The organism is Streptomyces sp. NPDC052701, from assembly GCF_040678355.1.
In the GTDB taxonomy this organism is placed as follows: Bacteria; Actinomycetota; Actinomycetes; order Streptomycetales; family Streptomycetaceae; genus Streptomyces.
The window spans coordinates 179609-199871 of the sequence record NZ_JBFATO010000010.1 but is presented as its reverse complement, the minus strand read 5'-3'; the positions used below and the strand labels follow the sequence as shown (position 1 = coordinate 199871).

General features: G+C 70.9%; 12 protein-coding genes. 7 read left to right on the top strand and 5 right to left on the bottom strand.

Annotated features, from left to right (window positions below; translation table 11 throughout):
• Window positions 1–53: 53 nt before the first annotated feature.
• From AB0L29_RS14825 to pglZ, 4 genes are all read left to right on the top strand, one after another.
• Entirely contained in the window at window positions 54–464 is a 411-nt protein-coding gene (locus AB0L29_RS14825; RefSeq protein WP_365827010.1) for a hypothetical protein, read from the top strand.
• Window positions 461–2596: a tetratricopeptide repeat protein gene (locus tag AB0L29_RS14820; RefSeq protein ID WP_365827008.1), complete on the top strand. Its 2136-nt coding sequence runs from the start codon at window positions 461–463 to the stop codon at window positions 2594–2596. The genes AB0L29_RS14825 and AB0L29_RS14820 overlap by 4 nt, the downstream gene beginning before the upstream one ends.
• A gap of 383 nt (window positions 2597–2979) precedes the next feature.
• Window positions 2980–6867: a phage resistance protein gene (locus AB0L29_RS14815; RefSeq protein ID WP_365827006.1), complete on the top strand. Its 3888-nt coding sequence runs from the start codon at window positions 2980–2982 to the stop codon at window positions 6865–6867.
• Complete coding sequence (gene pglZ / locus AB0L29_RS14810; protein ID WP_365827004.1) at window positions 6864–9797, top strand: BREX-2 system phosphatase PglZ; 2934 nt, start codon at window positions 6864–6866, stop codon at window positions 9795–9797. Before AB0L29_RS14815 ends, pglZ begins: the two co-directional genes overlap by 4 nt.
• Window positions 9798–9876: 79 nt before the next feature.
• Here the strand turns inward: pglZ and AB0L29_RS14805 are convergent, their stop codons facing one another.
• Entirely contained in the window at window positions 9877–10005 is a 129-nt protein-coding gene (locus tag AB0L29_RS14805) for a DUF397 domain-containing protein (RefSeq protein WP_365827002.1), read from the bottom strand.
• Between AB0L29_RS14805 and AB0L29_RS14800 the strand changes: the two genes are divergently transcribed.
• Window positions 9973–10398, top strand: coding sequence for an ATP-binding protein (locus tag AB0L29_RS14800; protein WP_365826997.1), 426 nt, complete (start codon window positions 9973–9975; stop codon window positions 10396–10398). The two genes, AB0L29_RS14805 and AB0L29_RS14800, sit on opposite strands and share 33 nt — an antisense overlap.
• Window positions 10399–10417: 19 nt before the next feature.
• On the opposite strand, the gene AB0L29_RS14795 is transcribed toward AB0L29_RS14800, so the two are convergent.
• The 4 genes from AB0L29_RS14795 to AB0L29_RS14780 form a co-directional block, all read right to left on the bottom strand.
• Window positions 10418–11470: a CBS domain-containing protein gene (locus AB0L29_RS14795; protein ID WP_365826995.1), complete on the bottom strand. Its 1053-nt coding sequence runs from the start codon at window positions 11468–11470 to the stop codon at window positions 10418–10420.
• Window positions 11467–13284 (bottom strand): DUF262 domain-containing protein, encoded by a 1818-nt coding sequence (locus AB0L29_RS14790; protein WP_365826993.1) that lies wholly within the window; start codon window positions 13282–13284, stop codon window positions 11467–11469. The genes AB0L29_RS14795 and AB0L29_RS14790 overlap by 4 nt, the downstream gene beginning before the upstream one ends.
• A 221-nt stretch (window positions 13285–13505) precedes the next feature.
• A complete protein-coding gene (locus tag AB0L29_RS14785; protein WP_365826991.1) occupies window positions 13506–13772 on the bottom strand; it encodes a hypothetical protein in 267 nt (88 codons plus the stop codon).
• A 352-nt stretch (window positions 13773–14124) separates the two neighbouring features.
• Window positions 14125–16236, bottom strand: coding sequence for an RNA-directed DNA polymerase (locus AB0L29_RS14780; protein WP_365827040.1), 2112 nt, complete (start codon window positions 16234–16236; stop codon window positions 14125–14127).
• A gap of 464 nt (window positions 16237–16700) precedes the next feature.
• Between AB0L29_RS14780 and brxD the strand changes: the two genes are divergently transcribed.
• Both brxD and AB0L29_RS14770 read left to right on the top strand, forming a co-directional pair.
• A complete protein-coding gene (gene brxD, locus AB0L29_RS14775; protein ID WP_365826989.1) occupies window positions 16701–18050 on the top strand; it encodes a BREX system ATP-binding protein BrxD in 1350 nt (449 codons plus the stop codon).
• Complete coding sequence (locus AB0L29_RS14770) at window positions 18050–20257, top strand: DEAD/DEAH box helicase (RefSeq protein WP_365826988.1); 2208 nt, start codon at window positions 18050–18052, stop codon at window positions 20255–20257. The genes brxD and AB0L29_RS14770 overlap by 1 nt, the downstream gene beginning before the upstream one ends.
• Window positions 20258–20263 lie beyond the last annotated feature (6 nt).

Genomic DNA, 20263 nt, shown 5'->3' with positions numbered 1-20263 from the left:
GGTGACACTTTCCATCTGCGCTGTCGGACGATCGGGTGAATGGAGGGGCGGCTGTGGACGCGGAAGTGGCCTTGCTCGCGCAGAGCGCGGGGACCACCTTGGTCGCGTTGATGGCGACCGATGCCTGGCACCACGTGCGTGACGGGATCACACAGCTCTGGCGCCGGACGCGACCCGAGCGTGCCGAGACCGTCGCCGCCGAGTTGGAGGCCGGTCGCGAGGACGTGCTGGCCGCCGTGGCCGCGGACGACCAGGAGAGCCTGGACGAACTACGCCTCCAGTGGCAGGGGATGGTGCGGCGGCTGCTCGTCGCCCGGCCCGCCGCCGCCGAGGAACTGCGCGCACTGCTGGACCGACTCGATCCCGGTGGCTCGGCCGCCCGGCAGGTCACCCAGCACGCCACCGCGTTCGGTCAGGCCCGGGTCTACCAAGCGGGACGCGACCAGCACATCGCCGAGCGATGACGGGCGGGACGGACGGCCACGCCGAGGACCAGGGACGCGTCTACCAGTCGCAGGGCGACCAGCACATCAACGAGCACCACCACTACGGCGGTGGCGGGCCGGAGCACGGCGGACCGGACTCGGTGCGACGCCCGGCGGTCGGCCGGCCCCCCGTCGCGCTCCGCGACCGCAGCGAGGTGATGGAACGCCTGCGGGCGGGCGTCGAGGCGGAGCGCGGTGGTCAGGTCTACGTGCTGTACGGCATGGGCGGCTCGGGCAAGACGGCGGTCGCCTGCGCCCTGTTCCAGGAGGTCACCGGAGAACCGGGCCGGGTGGGCCTGTGGGTCAACGCCTCCGACCGCGCGAGCCTGCGCGCCGGCATGCTCGCCGTCGCCGCCGACCGAGGGGCGGGCGACGGCGAACTGCTCGCCGCACGCAACGGCCTCAGACCTGCCGCCGATCTCGCCTGGACGTATCTCGACCGTTCCGCGGAACCCTGGCTGCTGGTCCTGGACAACACCGACGAGCCGGAGATCCTGCGGGACGGCGACTGGCTGCGCACCAGCCCGCGCGGCACCGTCCTGGTGACCACACGGCGAGCGGCGGCCCGGTGGTGGCCGGGCGCCGAGCTGCAGTACATCGGCGTACTGCCCCGAGAGGACGCCGCGCTCGTGCTGCGCGATCTCGCACCGCACAGCGGTACGACGGAGCAGGCGGCGCGGGTGGCGGACCGGCTCGGGCGGCTGCCCCTCGCCCTCACCCTGGCGGGCGGCTTCCTCTCCCGTCAGGTCATCGACCCCTGGACGATGGACACCTACGGGGACCAGCTCGACTCGGACGACCGGGTCCAGCTGATCGACCGGGGAGCCGACGCGCTGTCCGAGGCGGACCCCCGGCGTCTGGTCGGCCTGACCTGGCAGCTGACCCTCGACGCGTTCGAATCGCGCGGGCTGCCCGAAGCGGTGGCCCTGCTCAGACTGCTGGCCCGGTTCGCCGCCGAGCCGCTGCCGCTGACCCTGCTCAACCACGCCGGCATCGGCGCCGTACTGCCTCGTGCCCGAACCGAGACGGCCCTCAGAGCCCTCCTCGACCAGTCGCTGTCCGAACTGGTCGACGCCGCCGGCGCACGCTGCGTACGGAGTCACGGCATCCTGCTCGACAGCGTCTCGACGGCGACCCCCGCGGACCTGGTGCCCGCCCTCGACACGACAGCCGTCCGGCTGCTCGACGCGGCCGTGCCCGGCGTGCCCGACGCCGGTCCGCACGATCCCCGACTGCGCCTACTGGTACCTCACGCGCTGGCCCTTCTGGGGCACATCCGCGGGCCGTCCGCCGCCGACGCCCTGGCCGTCGCGACCCGGCTGTCCGTCGCCCTGCACCGGACCGGTGACTACCTCTCCGCCTGGGAGACCGCCCGGAACGCCGCGGACCTCGCACAGCGACACCTCGGCGCGGACCACCGCACGGTCCTCGCCGCCCGCTCCAGGGCAGGGCGGGCACTGTTCCGGCTGGGCAGGTACGCCGAGGCCGAAGCGGCGCTCAGAGCGGTCCGGGACGCCCAGGAGCGACTGTTCGGCGCCGACGACCCCGACACCACGGACAGCGGCTACGGCCTCCAGCTCGTGCTGGCGAACCTCGGCAGACGGGAGGAATCCGTCGCGCTGCTCCGCGCCACCGTCGCCGGGCGGCGCTCGGCGCTGGGCCCCGCGCATCCGCTGACCCTGCGGGCCCGCGCCGGCCTGCTGGAGATGCTGCCCGCCGCCGAAGTGGTCACCGAGGAGGGCGGCACCCTGCTCACGCTGCCGTCGGAGTACGAACGCGTCCTCGGCCCCGACCACACCGTGACCCTGGGCGCCCGGCACAACCACGCGTGGGCGCTGTACCTCCTGGGCCGCTTCGAAGCGGCCGACCGCGAGATCCGGCAGGTCACCGAGGCGTATGAGCGGCGCTTCGGGCCCGAGTACCCGATCGTGCTCGCCGCCCGGCAACTGCTCTCCCGGACCCGTGCCGCGCTCGGACACGTGGAGGAGGGGATCGCGCTGATGACCGACGTCGTCGAGCGGCGGGAACGCGGCCTGGGCCCCGAACACCCCTTCACGGTCGCGGGCCTGCACCTGCTGGACGCCTACCGGTCGGGGCGACGGCGGCCGTAGTGCCCACGGCGGGACCGAAGCGGCCCGCGGGGACGGTGCGCCAGGGCATATGGCAGGAGGGCGAAGGGAGTACCGATGTAGGGTGCTGTGCGCAGGCCGTGCGGGTGACGTTCAGTACGAGGGGGACGACGAAGAGTGCAGACGCCGCGAAACCGTCCGACCTGAACCGGGCCGACGCCGTGAGCGTCGTTCCCGCCCGGTCACCGCACGACCGGATCCGTCCCCGCCGCAGGCCAGGCCGGCCGGCCCGCCGCACCGGCCATCCGTATCTCTGCCCCCCCACACCACCCCTCGGACCGGCCCCGGGCCTCGGCGGCGGACCCCGCACGACACCGAGTACGAGCAGCAGCACCGACCACCGTCAGGGAGAGCGAGAACCCGCAATGGCCCAGCCGCCCCTCCTCCGCGATGTCATCGACATCAAGGAGTCCATCTCCACCTCGGACTTCGTGCTGTCCCTCGCCGAGGCGACGACGCCCGAGGGCGCCCAGCACGCGCTCAAGGACTACGTCGTCACCGAGCGGCTGCTGGAGAACTTCGACGAGGCGCTGGCCCTCATCAAGTCCGCGCTGGACGGGCACCGCTCCAAGGCGGCGTACCTGCACGGCTCGTTCGGTTCCGGTAAGTCGCACTTCATGGCCGTGCTGTACGCGCTGCTCAGCGGCAACCAGGCCGCCCGCGCCCGCACCGAGTTCGACCCGGTGCTGACCAAGCACGAGTGGCTGCAGTCGGACGGCAAGAAGTTCCTGCTGGTGCCGTACCACATGCTCGGCGCGAAGGCCCTGGAGCAGCGGGTGCTCGGCGGGTACGTGCACCACGTCAAGAAGCTGCACCCGGAGGCGCCCACCCCGCAGGTGTACCGAACGGACTCCCTCTTCGCCGACATCCGCGCCATGCGCGCCAACATGGGCGACGAGGCCGTCATCCGGGGCCTCGGCACCGGCGTGGACGACGATGACGAGGACGAGTGGGGCGAGGGTTTCGCCTGGACCCCGCAGCTCCTGGACGTCGCGCTCGCCGCCGAGGAGAACCACGAGGCGGGCGTCCCGCTCAACCTCCGCAACCCCTCCACCCCGGCCGAGCTGCGGGCCAAGCTGGTCAACGACGCCAGTACGAACCTGCTGCCCGGCTTCACCAAGAACGCCTCCGAGGACGAGCACGGCTTCATCTCCCTGGACGCCGGTCTGTCCGTCATCGCCGAGCACGCCAAGTCGCTCGGCTACGACGGGCTGATCCTGTTCATGGACGAGCTGATCCTGTGGCTGGCCACCCTCATCCACGACCAGAAGTTCGTGGCGCGCGAGGCCAGCAAGATCACGAACTTCGTGGAGGGCGGCGACGCCCGCCGCGCCATCCCCGTCGTGTCGTTCATCGCCCGCCAGCGCGACCTGCGCGAACTGGTCGGCGAGGAGGTGTCCGGCGCGGCCGAGTCGTCCATCCAGGACACCCTGAACCTGGCCTCCGGCCGCTTCGACAAGATCACGCTGGAGGACCGCAACCTCCCACAGATCGCCCACGCCCGCCTCCTCAAGCCCAAGAACGACGAGGCGAAGAAGCTCATCGACGCGGCCTTCGAGCAGACCAAGCGGGTCGGCCCGCAGGTGTGGGACACCCTGCTCGGCTCGGAGAAGGGCACCACCGGCGCGGACGCGGAGTCGTTCCGGCTGACGTACCCGTTCTCGCCGGCGTTCATGGACACCCTCGTCCACATCTCGTCCGCGCTGCAGCGCTCCCGCACCGGTCTGAAGCTGATGGGCCAGCTCCTGGCCGACCACCGCAACGAGATCCGGCTCGGCCAGCTCATCCCCGTCGGCGACCTCTACCCGGTGATCACTGCGGGCGGTGACAAGCCGTTCACCGACAGCCTGAAGGTCGTGTTCGAGGCCGCCGACAAGCTGTACAAGACCAAGCTGCGGCCCTACCTGCTCAGCTCGTACGACATCACCGAGGACGACGTCGAGCAGTACCTCAACCGGCCCGAGACGATCACCGACCCGCAGCGCGCCAACCGCTGCCGGATGTTCGTCGGCGACAACAGGCTGGTGTGCACGCTGCTGCTGTCCGCGCTCGCGCCCAGCGTGCCCTCCCTGTCCGAGCTGACCATCCGGCGGCTCGGCGCGCTCAACCACGGCTCGGTCCTCGCACCCATCCCGGGCGCCGAGGTCGGCATCATCAAGAACAAGGTCGCCGAGTGGGCCGCCCGGTTCCCCGAGATCAAGGAGACCGGCACCGACGCCAACCCCGGCGTCCGGCTGGAGCTGTCCGGCGTCGACGTGGACTCCGTCATCGCCAACGCCCAGGTCAACGACAACCCCGGCAACCGGGCCGCGCTCGCCCGGCGCCTGCTGTCCGAGGAACTGGGCGTCGAACACGGCCAGTTGAGCGACCAGCTCCACTTCACCTGGCGCGGCACCGCCCGCACCGCGGAGATCGTCTTCGGTAACGTCGCCGACGAGGACGAGCTGCCCGACCACGACCTGATGCCGCAGGAGGAGGGCCGCTGGCGCATCGCCATAGACCTCCCCTTCGACGAGGGCGAGTGGGGCCCGGTCGAGGACGTCAACCGCATCCAGCGGCTGCGCGAGCGCCAGCAGGGCGAGCGGTCCCGCACCGTCGCCTGGCTGCCCGCGCACCTGTCCGCGCAGCGCTTCGCCGACTTCCGGCGCCTCGTCGTCATCGACAAGGCCCTCGCCGACGAGCACCGCTTCGACACCCAGTACGCCGGCCACCTCAACGCCGACAACCGCAGCCGCGCCAAGGGCCTGCTCGAAACCCAGCGCGAGGCGCTGCTCAAGCAGGTCAAGGGCGCGTTCAAGCAGGCGTACGGCCTCGCCCAGAAGCAGGCCGCCGACGTCGTGCCCGACTTCGACGACCACCTCGTCGCGCTGCCCGACGTCGACGGCCTCACCCTGTCCTTCGGGCAGAGCCTGCACGACGGCATCCGGCACATCGCGGGCAGGCTGCTCGCCCACCAGTACCCGGCCCACCCCGACCTCGACCCCGACGCCACCGGCACCGCCGTCAAGCCCGCCGACGCCAAGAAGGTGTTCACCCACGTCCGGGCCGCCGCCGAGGCCCGCGACGGGCGGATCGAGGTCCCGGCCGCCGACCGCAAGCTCATGCAGCGCATCGCCGGGCCGCTGCGCCTCGGGCAGCAGAAGGAGGCGTACTTCGAGCTGTCCCGCTACTGGGCCGACCACTTCCGCCAGCTCGCCAGCTCCCAGGGCGTCACCGGGGACCTGTCCCTGATCACGCTCACCGACTGGACCGACAAGCCGGACCCGCGCGGCCTGCCCGACTTCCTCGCCCGGCTCGTCGTCGCCGCCTTCGCCGAGATGGACGACCGGGTGTGGGTGCGCGGCGGCACCGTACTCGACCCCGCGCCCGAACTGACCGCGATCAAGGACCACGACGCGCTGCGCAGCCAGCCGCTGCCCGCCGAGTCCGACTGGGACACCGCACGGCAGCGTTTCGAGGTGATCTTCGGGGCGAAGCCGCCCGCGCTGCGGCGCGGCCGGATGGTCAACCAGTTCGCCCGCCAGATCATCGACGCCGCCCGCACCCACCGGGACCACGCGGCCGACCTCGTGCACCAACTGGAGACCCACGCCTCCTTCCTCGGCCTCGACCAGACCGCCGACACCGGACGGCTCGCCCTCGCCCGCCGCTCCCTGCAACTGCTGGACGCGCTCACGGCGGAGGCCGGCAAGGGCGCGGCCGGGGCGAAGAAGACCGTGGAGGCCCTCGCCTCCTTCGACCTGGGCGAGACCAGCGCCGACCGGTACGGCACCTCCATCGTGAAGGCCCGCGCCGTCGCGGAGGCCGTCGCCTCCGCCCCCTGGAGCACCCTGGAACTCGCCGCCGGACTCGGCCCCGAGGGCGAGGCGCTGCTCGACTCGCTGCGCAACGTGGCCCGCGACGACCAGCGCACCGCCGACCTGCGCGACGCCCTGGCCCGCACCCAGCGCGAGGTCGTCGCCCTGATCAAGCGCAGCCAGGCCGCGGCCACTGCGCGGCCCGAGTCCGTCGCGCCCCACTCCACGGCCGACGACCAGTCCCTGGACACGCCGACCAGCGACCCGCGGATCTCGTACATCAAGCCGCAGGAGACGCCCTCGCCCTCCCTGACGAGCGGCGGCACGGCGCGGAAGTCCGGAGGTCGCCGTACGACCGTGTCCCAGGCCGCCGCCGACCTCCAGGCGGAGCTGTCCGAACTGGCCTCCCGCCACCCCGACGCGACCATCGAGATCACCTGGAAGGTCGTCGAATGACGGACACCGCCACCGCCGTTGCGGGCGCGGTCCGGCTGAACACCGCGACCGTCACCCAATACCTGTCCTCGCAGACGCACCTCGCCGACTCCCTCACCGGGGACGGCAAGGGCAGGCGCCGGGTCGTGCTGCTGCGGTCCGCACCCCAGTGGGACGGTCCCGCCGAGCCCGTCTGGGGCGAGGGCCGCACGGCCGGCGTCGCGGTGGCGCCGTCCCCGCTCGCCGTCCACGAACTCGTCCTCGACCACCTGGCGGGCCGCCGCCCCGGCCCCGCCGTCCTGGTCGTCCTCACCGACCGCGAGCAGCACGAACTCGACCCGGCGATCCTCGCCCGCGTCCACAAACTGCGCATCGACACGGTCGACAGCTGGGACGTGGTCCGCGAGGCGTTCGGCGCCCGGCAGATAGACCCCCGGCTCCGGGACGTCAACTGGGCCGCCGAGGCACTGCTCGACGCCACCCCGCCCACCGCCGGCGGCTGGCCGCCCGTGCCCGGCGGCTGGCTGTCCCGCCAGTACGCCCTCACCGCGCTCGCCCAGCGCCGCCTGCGCCTCGGCCGCTACGACACCGAGGGCGACACCCGCCGCCCCGGCGACGACCGGCTCGACGCCCAGGCACTGCTGCACTGGTCCACCCGGCCCGGCGCCCCCGAACGGTTCCTCGCCCTGCGCGGCCCCGAACGCGCCGGACTGGCCGACTTCCTCGGCGAGGAGGACCAGGCGGGCCTCGCCGGACGCGCCCTGCTCGCCCTCGTCGACGCCGAGCGCGGCGCGGACGCCGCCGCCTTCGGCCTGGTGTGCGCGGCCCTGTGGCAGCACGCCGAACCCGCTCCCGAGACGTACCGGGCACGGGGCCGCGCCGAACGCTACTTCGGTGACCAGCCCCCGGCGGCCGGCGACCAGCTCGACGTCCTGGTGACCGTCTTCGGCCGGGCCGCCGAGGAGTACGTCACCACACTGCTGGCGGCCGGACACCGCACCAACGGCACCGACGCCGAACAGGCCCGCGAAGCACGCCGCACCACCGGCACCGTGCTCGACCGGGCCGCCGCGCTGGCCCGCCAGTTCGGCGCGGAGCAGGCCGTGGCGGCGAGCCCCGTCCTGCGCGGCGGGCTCGAAGCCCGGTTCACCGCCGTCGGCCACGCCCTCGCGGCGGGCGACACGGCCGCGGTGGCCGAGGCCGTACGGCGCCTGGCGGACCACCGGCTGGCCGCCGAGCCGGAGGAGTCCGCCCGCATCGAACGCGCCCGCATGGGCCAGCGCCTCGCCCGCTGGCTGGCCACCGACCCGCCCGCCGACGCCCCCACCGTCGCTGACGCCATCCAGCGGCACATCACCGAGACCGGCTGGGCGGACCTCGCCCTGGAGCACGTCGAGGCCGGCGGCGACCCGGACCCCGTCCTCAAGGCCGCCTACGACACCCTCGGCACCCGCGTCAGGGACCGGCGCCGGCAGATCGACGCCTCCTTCGCCCGCTCCCTGGCCGCCTGGACCGAGGCCGGTACCCAGCCAGGCCGGATGCTCACCGTCGAGACCTTCCTCGACCGCGTGATCGGCCCGGTCGTGCGGCGCACAACGACGACACGACGGGTGCTGCTGCTGGTGCTCGACGGCATGAGCGCGGCCATCGCGAGCGAACTCGGCGAGGAACTGCGCCGCTCCTGGGCCGAGTTCGACCCGCTGCCCGGAGACGACAAACCGCGCCGCCGGGCCATGGCCGCCGCCCTGCCCACCGTGACGGCCGTGTCCCGCACCTCGCTGTTTGCGGGCACCCTCATGAAGGGCACCCAGGCCGACGAGAAGCGGCTCTTCCCCGCGCTGAAGCTGTGGGGTGGGGCCCCGGCCGCCGTGTTCCACAAGGACGACCTGCGCACCGAGGCCGCCGGCGACACCTTCGGACCGGCGCTCACGGAGGCGCTCACCGACGGCAGGACGCACGTCGCCGTCGTCCTCAACGCCATCGACGACCGGCTCGCCAAGGAACAGAAGCTCGGCGACGGGGCCTGGCGGGTGGACGACGTGCCCGGACTGCGCGACCTGCTGCGAGTCGCTGCGGCCGAGGGCATGGCCGTCCTCCTCACCAGCGACCACGGCCACGTCGTCGACCGGCACGGCACCAAGGTCGACACCGCCGCCGACCCCGCGTCCGCCCGCCACCGCCTGCCCGGCGACGGCCCGCTGGCCGAACAGGAGATCACTCTGTCCGGACCGCGCGTGGTGTGGCCCGAGCCCGGCGCGTCCATCGTCGCCCTGTGGGACGCCGACTCCCGCTACACCGCCCTCAAGGCCGGCTACCACGGCGGTGCCTCCCTCGCCGAGTTCACCATCCCGGTCCTCGCCTTCCTGCCGTTCGGGGCGGAACCGCCCAAGGGGTGGCGGGAGCTGGGGGATCAGCGGCCGACCTGGTGGGCCCCGGAAGAAGTCGGGAGGGCACCGCTGCCGAGTGGGTACACCGCTCAGCAGGTGGTCGGGGCGGCCCCTGCTGCTCCCAAAAAACCCACCGGGAAGTCGCAGAGGAAGCAGGCGGAACTCGCGCGGACGCACGAAGCTCTCTTCGACGTGGAGCTGACCGCCGGAGGAGAAGACGCCCTGCTCACGCCGACGGTCGTCTCACGGACCGAGGTGCTCGTGACGGCACTGCTCGACTCGGAGACGTACCAGGCGCAGCTCGACGGCTTGGCGCGCAAGCCGCAGCAGGAACAGGTCCACAAGGCGCTCACCGCCCTGCTCGATGCGGGCGGCACCCTGCCCGTGACCGCGCTCGCCCAGCGCGCCGGCATGCCCGTCACCCGGAGCGACGGCTTCGCCGCCGTCCTGAGGCAACTCCTCAACTACGACGGCGTACAGGTCCTGGAAACCCTGCCGGACGGCCGCACCCTGCGGCTCCACGAGGCACTGCTGCGCGAGCAGTTCGCCCTCGGACCGGGCTGACGACACGACTCGGGGTGCCTCCGGACCTTGTCCTGGAGGCACCCCGAGCGGTACGTCCCTCGCCCGCGGCTCTCCGTCGTCAGACGGCTGCCTCCCGCGCGTAGGCGGTGAACGCGGCCCACTGTTCCTGAGGGAAGGCCAGTACCGTTTCCGCCTGCGCCTTCGAGTCCCGGACATGAACGGCACCGGGCGCGATGGCGACCTCCACGCAGTCACCGCCACCGGGCGCGGGGCGCGCCTCACCCGCCGTCTCGCCGTGCAGCAGCTCGCGGCCTGGGAAGTCCCGTACGACAGCGAGGCGTCCCACGCCGTCGCCGTCGTCACGGCGGAGCTGGCGGCCAACGCCGTCACCCACGGCCGGCTGCCGGGGCGGGACTTCAGGCTGTCCCTGCTGCGACTCCAGGAGCACGTGCCTGTCGAGGTGACCGACGCGCGCCCCGAACGGCTGCCGCCGGCGGCCCTCGCCGCCGGACCCCGCTCACTCGAAGCGGACTCGGGGCGAGGGCTGCTCCTGGTGGCGGCCTGTGCCGAACGCTGGGGCTGCGAGGTGGGGGACACCCGCACGAAGACGGTGTGGGCCGAGATCGCGTGCCCGCGGTGAGCAGCCCCGCCCCACTACTTCACGGCGCGAACGCCCGCAGTACCTTCGCGAAGGTCGTCAGCTCGTCGAGCATCTCCTGCGGAAGCGGCTTCTCGTCGAAGTGGGCGATCCGGTTGCGGATGTCCTTCACCCGCTTCAGCAGGCCGATGAACTGCTCCCGGGGCATGTTGGGCCACTTCAGTGCCTCCCAGTTGCGGTCGGCCCGCTCGGCGAGGGACTGCTTCGTCTGGTCGCCGTCCAGGAGTCTCAGGTAGTCGCCGAACATCAGGTCCGACACCTGGCCGGTGCGCTGCTCCGGCTTCCTGTTCGTCTGGACCGCCTTGATGGCCTCCGTGTCCAGTGCCGCGCCCAGGCAGCGGCGCAGCAGCGACTCGATCTCGCCCACGAGGAAGAAGGGACGCGCCGCCCCCTCGAAGCGTTCCGTGACGTCCGCGGCGGTGACGATGCCCGACAGGCAGCCGTCGTCGCCGCGGACGAGCAGGTAGCCGTGCTCGCGGATGACCGGGAGGGCGGTGAAGAACTCCTGGCGGGCGTCGGCGACGGGCAGGGAGTCCTTCTCCATCGCGTTGTCCAGCGTGGCCGGCTTCCCCGCCTCGTACATCTTGGCCACGGACCCCCAGGTGACGACCCCGTGGACCTGCGCCATACCGGTGGTCACCGGCACCTGGGAGAGACCCTTCGTGCGCATGAGGAAGGTCGTCTGGGACAGGGGCGTGCCGGGACCCACGGACACCACGCCGCGCCGCGCCGACGGGATGTCGCCGAGCAGCAGCCGCTGCGGCAGGGCGTGCGAGGGCAGCGCCTCGTCCGTCGCGTCGGTCTCGTCGTCCGCGTCGACGGGCGTGCGCTGGGCGGGGACGGACGCCAGCGGCACGACGTCGACACTGCTGCGCAGACCGCAGACGGCGAAGTCCGGCAGCGTGGTCAGTCCGGCGTCCGTCAGCGCCTGCGAGATGCGGTGCACCGTGCGGTGGTCGCGGACCCTGACCTGGAACAGGTCGAGGATGTCCTGCACGGACACGGTCCTGCCCTTGAGCGAGGCGACGTCCCGCTCGTGCGGCCTGGTCGTCATCGGGCGTCGTCCTCCGGCAGGTCACGGAGCATCGTCCTCTTGCCCATGGCGGAGTGCACCAGGTCCTGCAACTGCTTGGAGCGGTCGCGGTAGAAGCGCTCGTAGTCGTTCTCGCGCAACGCGTCCGGATCGATCAGATGGGTGGACAGGACGTCGTCGAACCACTCGGGACGCATGTCGGACGCGGCGATCATCGTGGACAGGTACGACGACGGCGCCCCCGTCATGTCCATCGCGGCGCGGTAGGACAAGGGGGTTTTGTTCACGATCGAGTTCGTGGGCAGGCCGTGGCTGTCGCCCCGCCGGAACCACGTCCTGGGGAAGATCTGCCGCACGTCCACGCTGTACTCGTCCAGCCTGCCGGGACTGAGCGGGGCGTCCGTGTAGTGCCAGTCCACCGCCCCCTGCTTGATAAGCAGAGCGTAGATCCCCTTGTAGGCGGCGCTGTTGCGGGTGGTGAGGCTGTCGAGGCGGTCGGCGAAGAAGAACGCCTCCGTGACGGTTTCGGGCGCCCTCTCGTCCTGCTGGATCCAGGGGACGAGCTGCTCGACGTCCCGGGTGAAGCGCGTCTCCGTGGAGCCGCCGTACATCTCACCGAGCACCCCGCACCAGTACCACTGCTCGATCTTCTCCTCCGCCCCCAGACTGTCGGTCGCCGTGTCGAGGATGGCGCGGACGGCCGCGAGCGGGACGAGCTGCGTCTTGTACGGCAGGTCCGCCGGGCGGACGATGCACTGCCGCTCCAGGAAGTCGCCCACCCACGCGAAGGCGTCGGCCAGCCTGGGCGCCAGACGGACGAAGTCGGCAAGGGGAAGGTCCAGCAGATCGCGGCGCTTGCAGGACACCGTCGCCCCGGTGCCCGCCTGCTTCCGCTCCCAGGTGCGCACCAGCGCGATGGCCTGCAGGAAGTCGATGCTGCTCAGCCCGTTCTCCAGGCCGCTGTCCAAGCGGCCGAAGACCGGGTACTTGTTCGCCAGTCCCTGCTTGATCTCCCGCCACACCTCGGGAAGCTGATAGTAGTCCCCGGTCTGTTCGACGTAGTCGCGGTCCCCGGCGTAGGTCGCGGTGAGCAGTTCGAAGACGTTCAAGGGCACGCCGCCCGTGTTGACGCGCTCGAACACCGCGCAGACGGCGTCCATGGACGTGGAGGCCGCCAACCGGATCATCGGGACCTGGAAGGCACGGACCTGCTGGAGGACCGCCTCGTCGAACTGGCCCCACAGGTCCCAGTTCCGGTCCTCGTCCGCCTTGATGTACGCCTTCTTCCACTCGTTCACGCGCTGGGCGTCGAAGACGAAGTGCAGGGGGAAGAGGCCGGCCGCGCACTCGGCCTCGGTGGTGCGCAGATCCAGCACCACGGTGCGGTTGAAGTCCGTCCGCAGCACCTTGTCGGCCGGGACGGACACGATGGCCTCGTCGCGGTCCGCGGACGGTCCGACGGCCTTGGCGATGTCGACGTAGTACCACCGCTGGATGGGCTTGCCCCGGGCGTCCGCCGTCTCCACCGGGGCGTCCAGCCACAGGGCCTGGAAGAGGGAGGTGAGGCGCTGTTGCCCGTCCAGCAGCAGGAGGTCGGCCGCCGGGTCCCCGTCCGGCCGCGCGCCGGTGAGAGTCCGGGAACGAAACCGGGTGGCGCCACCCGTTTGCAGCGTCATCACGACACCGAGCGGGTAGTCCAGCGTGACCGTCGCGATGATCGCCCGGATCCGGTCGTCGTCCCACTTCCAGTTCCGCTGGAAGTCGGGCAGTTGTAAGGAGCCCGAGGCCACATCCGCCAGAACGTCCTTGAGCTTCACGTTGTCGAGGGCCGCCATGTGACTCCACTTTCCACCTTGGTGCCTGTACGGAGAGTGATTTCATCAGCGCTTTGCTGTAACCGTCAACTGATTCACCGAAGAACGAGATCACCACGAGCACCGTCTGGCCGAGGTTTCAAGATCACGGCTTCGAAGAGAGCGACAGAGGGCGCGTTGCGGTCTGTACCGAACGACGAAGACAGGGGCGGCCCACTGGCGGCAGGCCGCCCCTGAGGGCACTACGCGTTGCGCTTCACATGGTTGAGCACGTTCATCCCCGCACTGAGGACGGCGATGAATGCACCACCGCTGCTCGTGAGAGTCGCCAACGGGCTGACGTCGAACGCCATTGTCGTGACGGCAGTGCCGAGAGAGACCACACCGGAGACGAGAGCGACGATGATGATGTCACGCGCCGGATGATGGCACGCCTGATGGGTCGAGTTGGCCGACACCGTTCCTCCATTGACTTGTTGGCTCGCTTGCGGGAAGAGGGCGCGGCTCACCGAGGTGAGTAGCCCTTCCCAGCGATGCGCGTACGAGCTCTACGGAGCTCGCAACCAGCAGGTTGCTGGTAAGTGCGCGCATAAAGAGCGAGTCAATGAGTCCTCCGGGAACGTGGGTGTCGTCCTGCGGAGTCATTGTGCCGCCCGTAGTGGTGCTGTACGGGCAGACCCAGGAGCGTGGCCGAATACCGCCGGTGCCTTGTCTCGACCGCAACCTCTACCTGAGTGGTGCCCCGGCCGTGGGGTGCTCGTGGGGCTGTCCCCGACTCCGTAGGGCAGCACTCGAGGAAGGGCTTCGGCGTAATCCGGCCTTGCTCTTTTTGGTCTTGTGAGGCCGAGGCGGGCGAGGAGATCACTTCTTCGGCTTCTGGAGTTTGGCGGCGGGGATGCGCTTCTTGCCCATCTCGATGATCAGGCCGGCGGCCCTGAACGTGAGGTTGAGGGCGACGGTCTCGGGAACCTGCTGGTCAGAGCCGAGATGTCCGGTGATGTAATCGCCCATCCGAACATCCGGGTCCAGGCGTTTGAGGACCATATAGGCGATGGACTCGGCCTCGACCTCGTTGCGTGCACGGATCTTTAAGGCCTCCTCGTCTGAGAGAGGCCGCGAGCACCGGTCGGGCCACGTGTCCCCGGGGCCTGCGCCGAGGTGCCCGCAGAACAAGTGGCCGAGCTCGTGGGCAAGCGTGGCGTACCGGTCCAGCAGGGGCAGGTTCCGGTTGATCTCTATTTCGAACAACGTCTGGTATGTCTCCGGCCGCCCCCCGGGCCTGCTGCCGGGACGCTTGACGGAACTGCCGGACCTGCTGCGGTAGGTGCGCCCGCAGGAGGAGGCCCCGTGGTCGACCAGGGTGAGCCGGATCCCCAGGGGCGCGAGGTTCGTCTCGGTGTGGTGCCAAACCTTGGCGACTTCCTTCTCGCCGGCTCGAGAGGACACCGATACCGGGGCGGTGATCCCCTTGGGCAGAGGCAGGGCCCCGGGCAGGGCTTCGGTGTCCCCGACGTCGTACACGAGCATGTAGGGCCCACGGGGCTGGAAGATCAGCAGTGGCTGGGCACCTGGCTTGAGTACCCGCCGGTACTTCGACTCCCACTCCGAGGAGGACAGGACGTAGCGTGCCCCCGGCTTCTGGATGTGGACCACCATCGCGTTGAACGGCGCGTACCGCTTGAACCGGCCGACGAACTCAAGCATCTGCAGGTAATCCGAGGACGAGCGATAGCGCTGGGCGCCGCGGACGAGGTCGTCGATCGACTCCTTGGCCAGATCAGCCTGGGAGACCTCGATATCCATGTCCCAGGGCAGATCGAGCCCGTGCTGTACGAGCACCGGTTCTTCGTGCTCGAAGGGAAGCTCGCGCAGCCGCTTCCAGTCCGCGAGTTGTTTCTCGGCCCAGTCGGAATCGACCATGTGCGCGAACGACAGCAGCCCGGTCACGTAGGTGTCGAGCTGGGTCAGGTCATTGAATTTCTGATGGCGGCGATGCTGCTCGATACCGAACGACGCAGCCCCTCGAACATGCTTGGTGATGCGGCGCTTGTACTCGCGCGTCAGACGCGGAGCAGGACCGTCGACGAGAATGCTCAGCACGCTGCGGCGTGCACCGGGACGGGCTACGTAGGTCTTCTTCGTGTTGAGCCTCATGCCCAGCGGTTTCAGGGCATTCTTCACTCCAGCGACGAGACGATCGACGTCATCGTGGCGAACCAGCCCACGGCTCGAGAAGTACATGTCGTCGCTGTAGCGGGTATAGCGCAGCCCCAAGGACTCGGCCTGGTGGGTGACGACCCCATCGACGTCGCGCATGACGATGTTCGACAAGTACCCGCTTGTAGGAGCGCCCTGCGGCAGGAATCCCTCGCGGGTGTGCTGGTAAACCAGGCGGGGCCGACGAACGGAGAAGTCCTGTCCTGTGGCCTCCAGACGCACGCTGCGACACCCGGTGCCACGGTTCGTCCAGGTCTGGCTCGGCTCAGGCGGCGACACGGTGACCAGCCGGGCCACTGTGTAGGTGTCCAGGGTGCGGCCGGTACGACGGAGGCCGATTTCCCGGCGACCGTCGTCGTTCTCCACAAGATCGATCCGGTATTCGTGCTCCGTCGGGCGAGTCCAGGCGTTCTTCAGAGCAGCGTGAACGTGCCGTTCCCGGATATTCCCGAAGAAGTCGGCGATGTCCAGGCGGATCACGGTATGGGCTCGCAGATGGACGGCGGCGCAGTCCACGACCGAGCGGCCCCGTCGGTAGGCGAACGCTGCCGGGTGCGGCTGGAAGCCGGTCGGAAGAGCCTCCAGACGGGCCAGGATCTCCTGCTGCATCCCGGACAACCGCGGGACCGGGGCGTGCAAGGTTCGCAGCCCGCCGCGGCGCTTTGGGATCCGGTGCTCGGTGTAGGGGTAGATCGAGCCGCTGACCACCGCCTTGACGAATTGCGTCGGGGTGAGGTCCGCGAAGTCGCCTGCCATCGTCACCGAACCGCCTCGTCCCCGCTTGTGAGACGCAGCCGACGAGCCTCACCTTGTGGTTTTTCCACGCCCGACAGGCGGGCGGTCCGCTGTATCCCTCCGCCACCCTGTGCAAGCACAGAGACCGATCCCCGGCCCACGGTGTGATCAGCACCGAGGTACCCGGACCGGAGGGCCCATCGCAAGGGATGGGTTCCTGAGACCCGCCGACTGCGTTGAGCCGGATCCTAGCCTTCCTACGAATCGAACTCACAGGCAGGTCACCTGATGACACGTCGAACTGCGGCGCTCCTCGCACCGCTTGGCGGCACGACGACGGCCGCAGCGTCGATCTGTACGTGATCGTCCTGAACGGCGAGGGCGGCGGCTGTACGGTGACGCGCTCGAACTCACATGGTCACGAACTGGACATCATGACACTTCGCCGAAGCCCCGGTGCGCGGGGAGATGGGACACTGGTCCCCGTGAGCGCCACCGGATCCAAGCGTCCCGCCCAGGTCAGTGCGGCCCGCCGCCGTGTCGTCATCGACGCCCTGCGCCGCGGCGCCGTACCCGAGAGCGGACTCGACCTGCTGGCCACCGGCCTCGACCGGTTCGAGGCGGCCCTGGACGCGGAACTGGACGCGGTGGCGTCCGGCGGGTCCGTGTTCAAGGCCGTGCGCGGTGAGTACGGGTCCGGCAAGACGTTCTTCACCCGCTGGCTGGGGGAGCGGGCCAAGCGGCGGAACTTCGCCGTGGCCGAGATCCAGGTATCGGAGAACGAGACGCCTCTGCACCGGCTGGAGACGGTCTACCGACGGCTCACCGAACGCCTCACCACCTCCAGCTTCCCGCCCAGCGCCCTGCGGCCGGTGGTGGACGCATGGTTCTACGCCTTGGAGGAGGACGCCCTCGCCGCCGGCGCGACCGAGGAGGAACTGCCCGGTGAGGTGGAGAAACTGCTCGTCGCACGCCTCGCGGAGGTGTCCCGGCACGCCCCGTCCTTCGCCACCGCCCTGCGGGGCTACCGGGCCGCCCTCGCCGACGGTGACGAGGCGACCGCCGCGGCCGTCCTGGCGTGGCTCGGCGGCCAGCCGCACGTCGCGGCCTCCGCCCGCCGCTCCGCAGGGGTGCGCGGCGACCTCGACCACTTCGGTGCCCTCGGCTTCCTGCAAGGGCTCCTCACCGTGCTGCGCGACTCCGGGCACACCGGGCTCTTCGTCGTCCTCGACGAGGTGGAGACCCTGCAGCGGGTCCGTTCCGACGCCCGCGACAAGGCGCTCAACGCGCTGCGGCAGCTCATCGACGAGGTCCACTCCGGCCGCTTCCCCGGCCTGTACCTCGTCATCACCGGCACGCCCGCCTTCTACGACGGGCAGCAGGGAGTGCAGCGACTGGCCCCGCTCGCCCAGCGGCTCGCCACCGACTTCACCACCGACCCGCGCTTCGACAACCCCCGCGCCGTGCAGATCCGGCTCCCCGGCTTCAACCAGGAGTCCTTGGTCGGCCTCGGTGTCACCATCCGGGACCTGTACGCGGACGCCGCCGCGTCGCCCGAGCGCGTGAAGACGGTCGTCGACGACGCCTACGTCGCGGACCTCGCACGGGCCGTCGGCGGGGCGCTGGGCGGGAAGGTCGGGGTGGCCCCCCGGCTGTTCCTCAAGAAGCTTGTCGGGGACGTCCTCGACCGGGTGGACCAGTTCGACGACTTCGACCCACGGCAGCACTACCGGCTGACCGTCGCGAGCAGCGAACTCACCGACGTGGAGCGGAATCTGGCCGCCAAGGTCACCGACGGCTCCGCGTCCGCCGACGACATCGACCTGGAGCTGTGATGGCGGACGCCGACAGCCCGGCCGGGGCAGGACCGGCCGGGGGAGAGCCCGACGTCCTGGACCGGCTGGATCCCGTCGTCCTGCACCACATCGTCAACACCCTCGGCTGGCCCGACCTGCGCCCCCTCCAGCGGGCGGCGATCACCCCGCTCATGGACGGCGAGGACGCCGTACTGCTGGCGCCGACGGCCGGCGGCAAGACAGAGGCGGCCTGCTTCCCGCTGCTGTCGGCGATGGCCGAGCAGCGGTGGACCGGGACCTCGGTGCTGTACCTGTGTCCGCTCAAGGCGCTCCTCAACAACCTCGTCGGCCGTGTCGACATCTACGCGCAATGGCTGGGACGGCGCGCGGCGCTCTGGCACGGCGACACCAAGGAGTCGCAGCGGCAGCGCATCCGCACCGAGGCGCCGGACATCCTGCTCACCACGCCCGAGTCGCTCGAGGCGATGCTGATCGGGGTCAAGACCGACCACGCGCGCCTGCTGGGGAGCGTACGGGCCGTCGTCGTCGACGAGGTGCACGCCTTCGCGGGCGACGACCGGGGCTGGCACCTGCTGGCCGTCCTGGAACGGCTGGAGCGGGTCACCAGGCGACCCATCCAGCGCATCGGCCTGTCCGCGACCGTCGGCAACCCGGAACAGCTGCTGCACTGGTTGCAGGGCGCGAGCGCCAGCAGTCGCACCGGGCGCGTCGTGGCCCCGGAGGTGAGGCCGCCCGTGTCCGGCGGGACGGGCGACGGCCCAAGGACCACCGCTCAGCAGCCCTCGCGGCCAGCGGGCGAGGTGGAGCTCGACTATGTGGGCTCCCTCGACAACGCCGCCAAACTCATCGCCGCCCTGCACCGGGGAGAGAAGCGGCTCGTCTTCTGCGACTCGCGCCGCCAGGTCGAGGAACTGGGCGCCGCGCTCCGGGCCCGCGAGGTGACCGTTTTCCTCTCCCACGCCTCCCTCTCCGTCGACGAACGCACCCGCTCCGAGCAGGCGTTCGCCGAAGCACGCGACTGCGTCATCGTCTCCACCTCCACCCTCGAACTCGGCATCGACGTCGGCGACCTGGACCGCGTCATCCAGATCGACTCACCGGCCACCGTCGCCTCCTTCCTGCAGCGCATCGGCCGCACCGGCCGCCGCCTCGGTACCGTGCGCAACTGTTTGTTCCTCACCACAAGCAAGGACACCCTGCTGCAGGCGGCGGGACTGTTGCTGCTCTGGTCGCGCGGCTGGGTCGAACCGGTCCTCCCGCCGCCCGAGCCGCGCCACCTCGTGGCCCAGCAGCTCCTCGCCGTCACCCTGCAACAACACAAGCTGGGCGACCAGTTGTGGGACCGACAGTGGAATGGCCTCGCCCCCTTCGACCGGTCCGCCGCCCCGATCCTGAGCTTCCTCACCGAGGAGGGTTTCCTCGACAACGACGGCGGTCTGCTGTTCGTCGGACCCGAGGCGGAACGCCGCTTCGGCAAGCGGCACTTCATCGAACTCACCGCGTCCTTCACCGCGCCGCCCCAGTTCACCGTCCTGTCCGGGCGCAGGGAGATCGGCCGCACCGACCCGAGCGTGCTCACCGAGGAACGCCCGGGACCGCGGCGCCTGCTGCTCGGCGGACGCAGCTGGCAGGTCACCTACATCGACTGGACGCGCAAACGCGTCTTCGTCGAACCCGCAGACGGCGGGGGCGTCGCCAAGTGGATGAACGGCGGCATCGCGGGCCTCTCGTACGCCCTCACCCGCGCCATGCGCGAGGTGCTGCTGGGAGCGGACCCGCCCGTCTCCCTCACCCGGCGCGCCGAGGCGTGCCTGGCCGAGCAGCGCGAGACCGACGCCCCCGACACCGTGCACCCGGGCGGGACCCTGATCACGCGTGCCGGCCGCGACGTGCGCTGGTGGACCTGGGCCGGGTACCGCGCCAACGCCACCCTCGCGGCCACCCTCCCGTCGGTCGCCGACCCCTTGCAACGGCCCACCGACTGCTGGGTACGCCTGCGGGAGGACCTCACCCCGGCCGACTGGCGCGCGGCCCGCGAAAGCGTCGGCGAGAGCCTCGTTCTGCCCGACGTGGACCGACGGGCCGTACGCGGCCTGAAGTTCTCCGCTGCCCTCCCGGAACGCCTCGCCGTCGCCACGGTGGCGGCCCGGCTGGCCGATTTCGAGAGCGCTCGCGCCGTCTTGAGCGAGCCCGTGCGTCTCGTCGGCTTGGACGGTGTTGCCTGAGACATG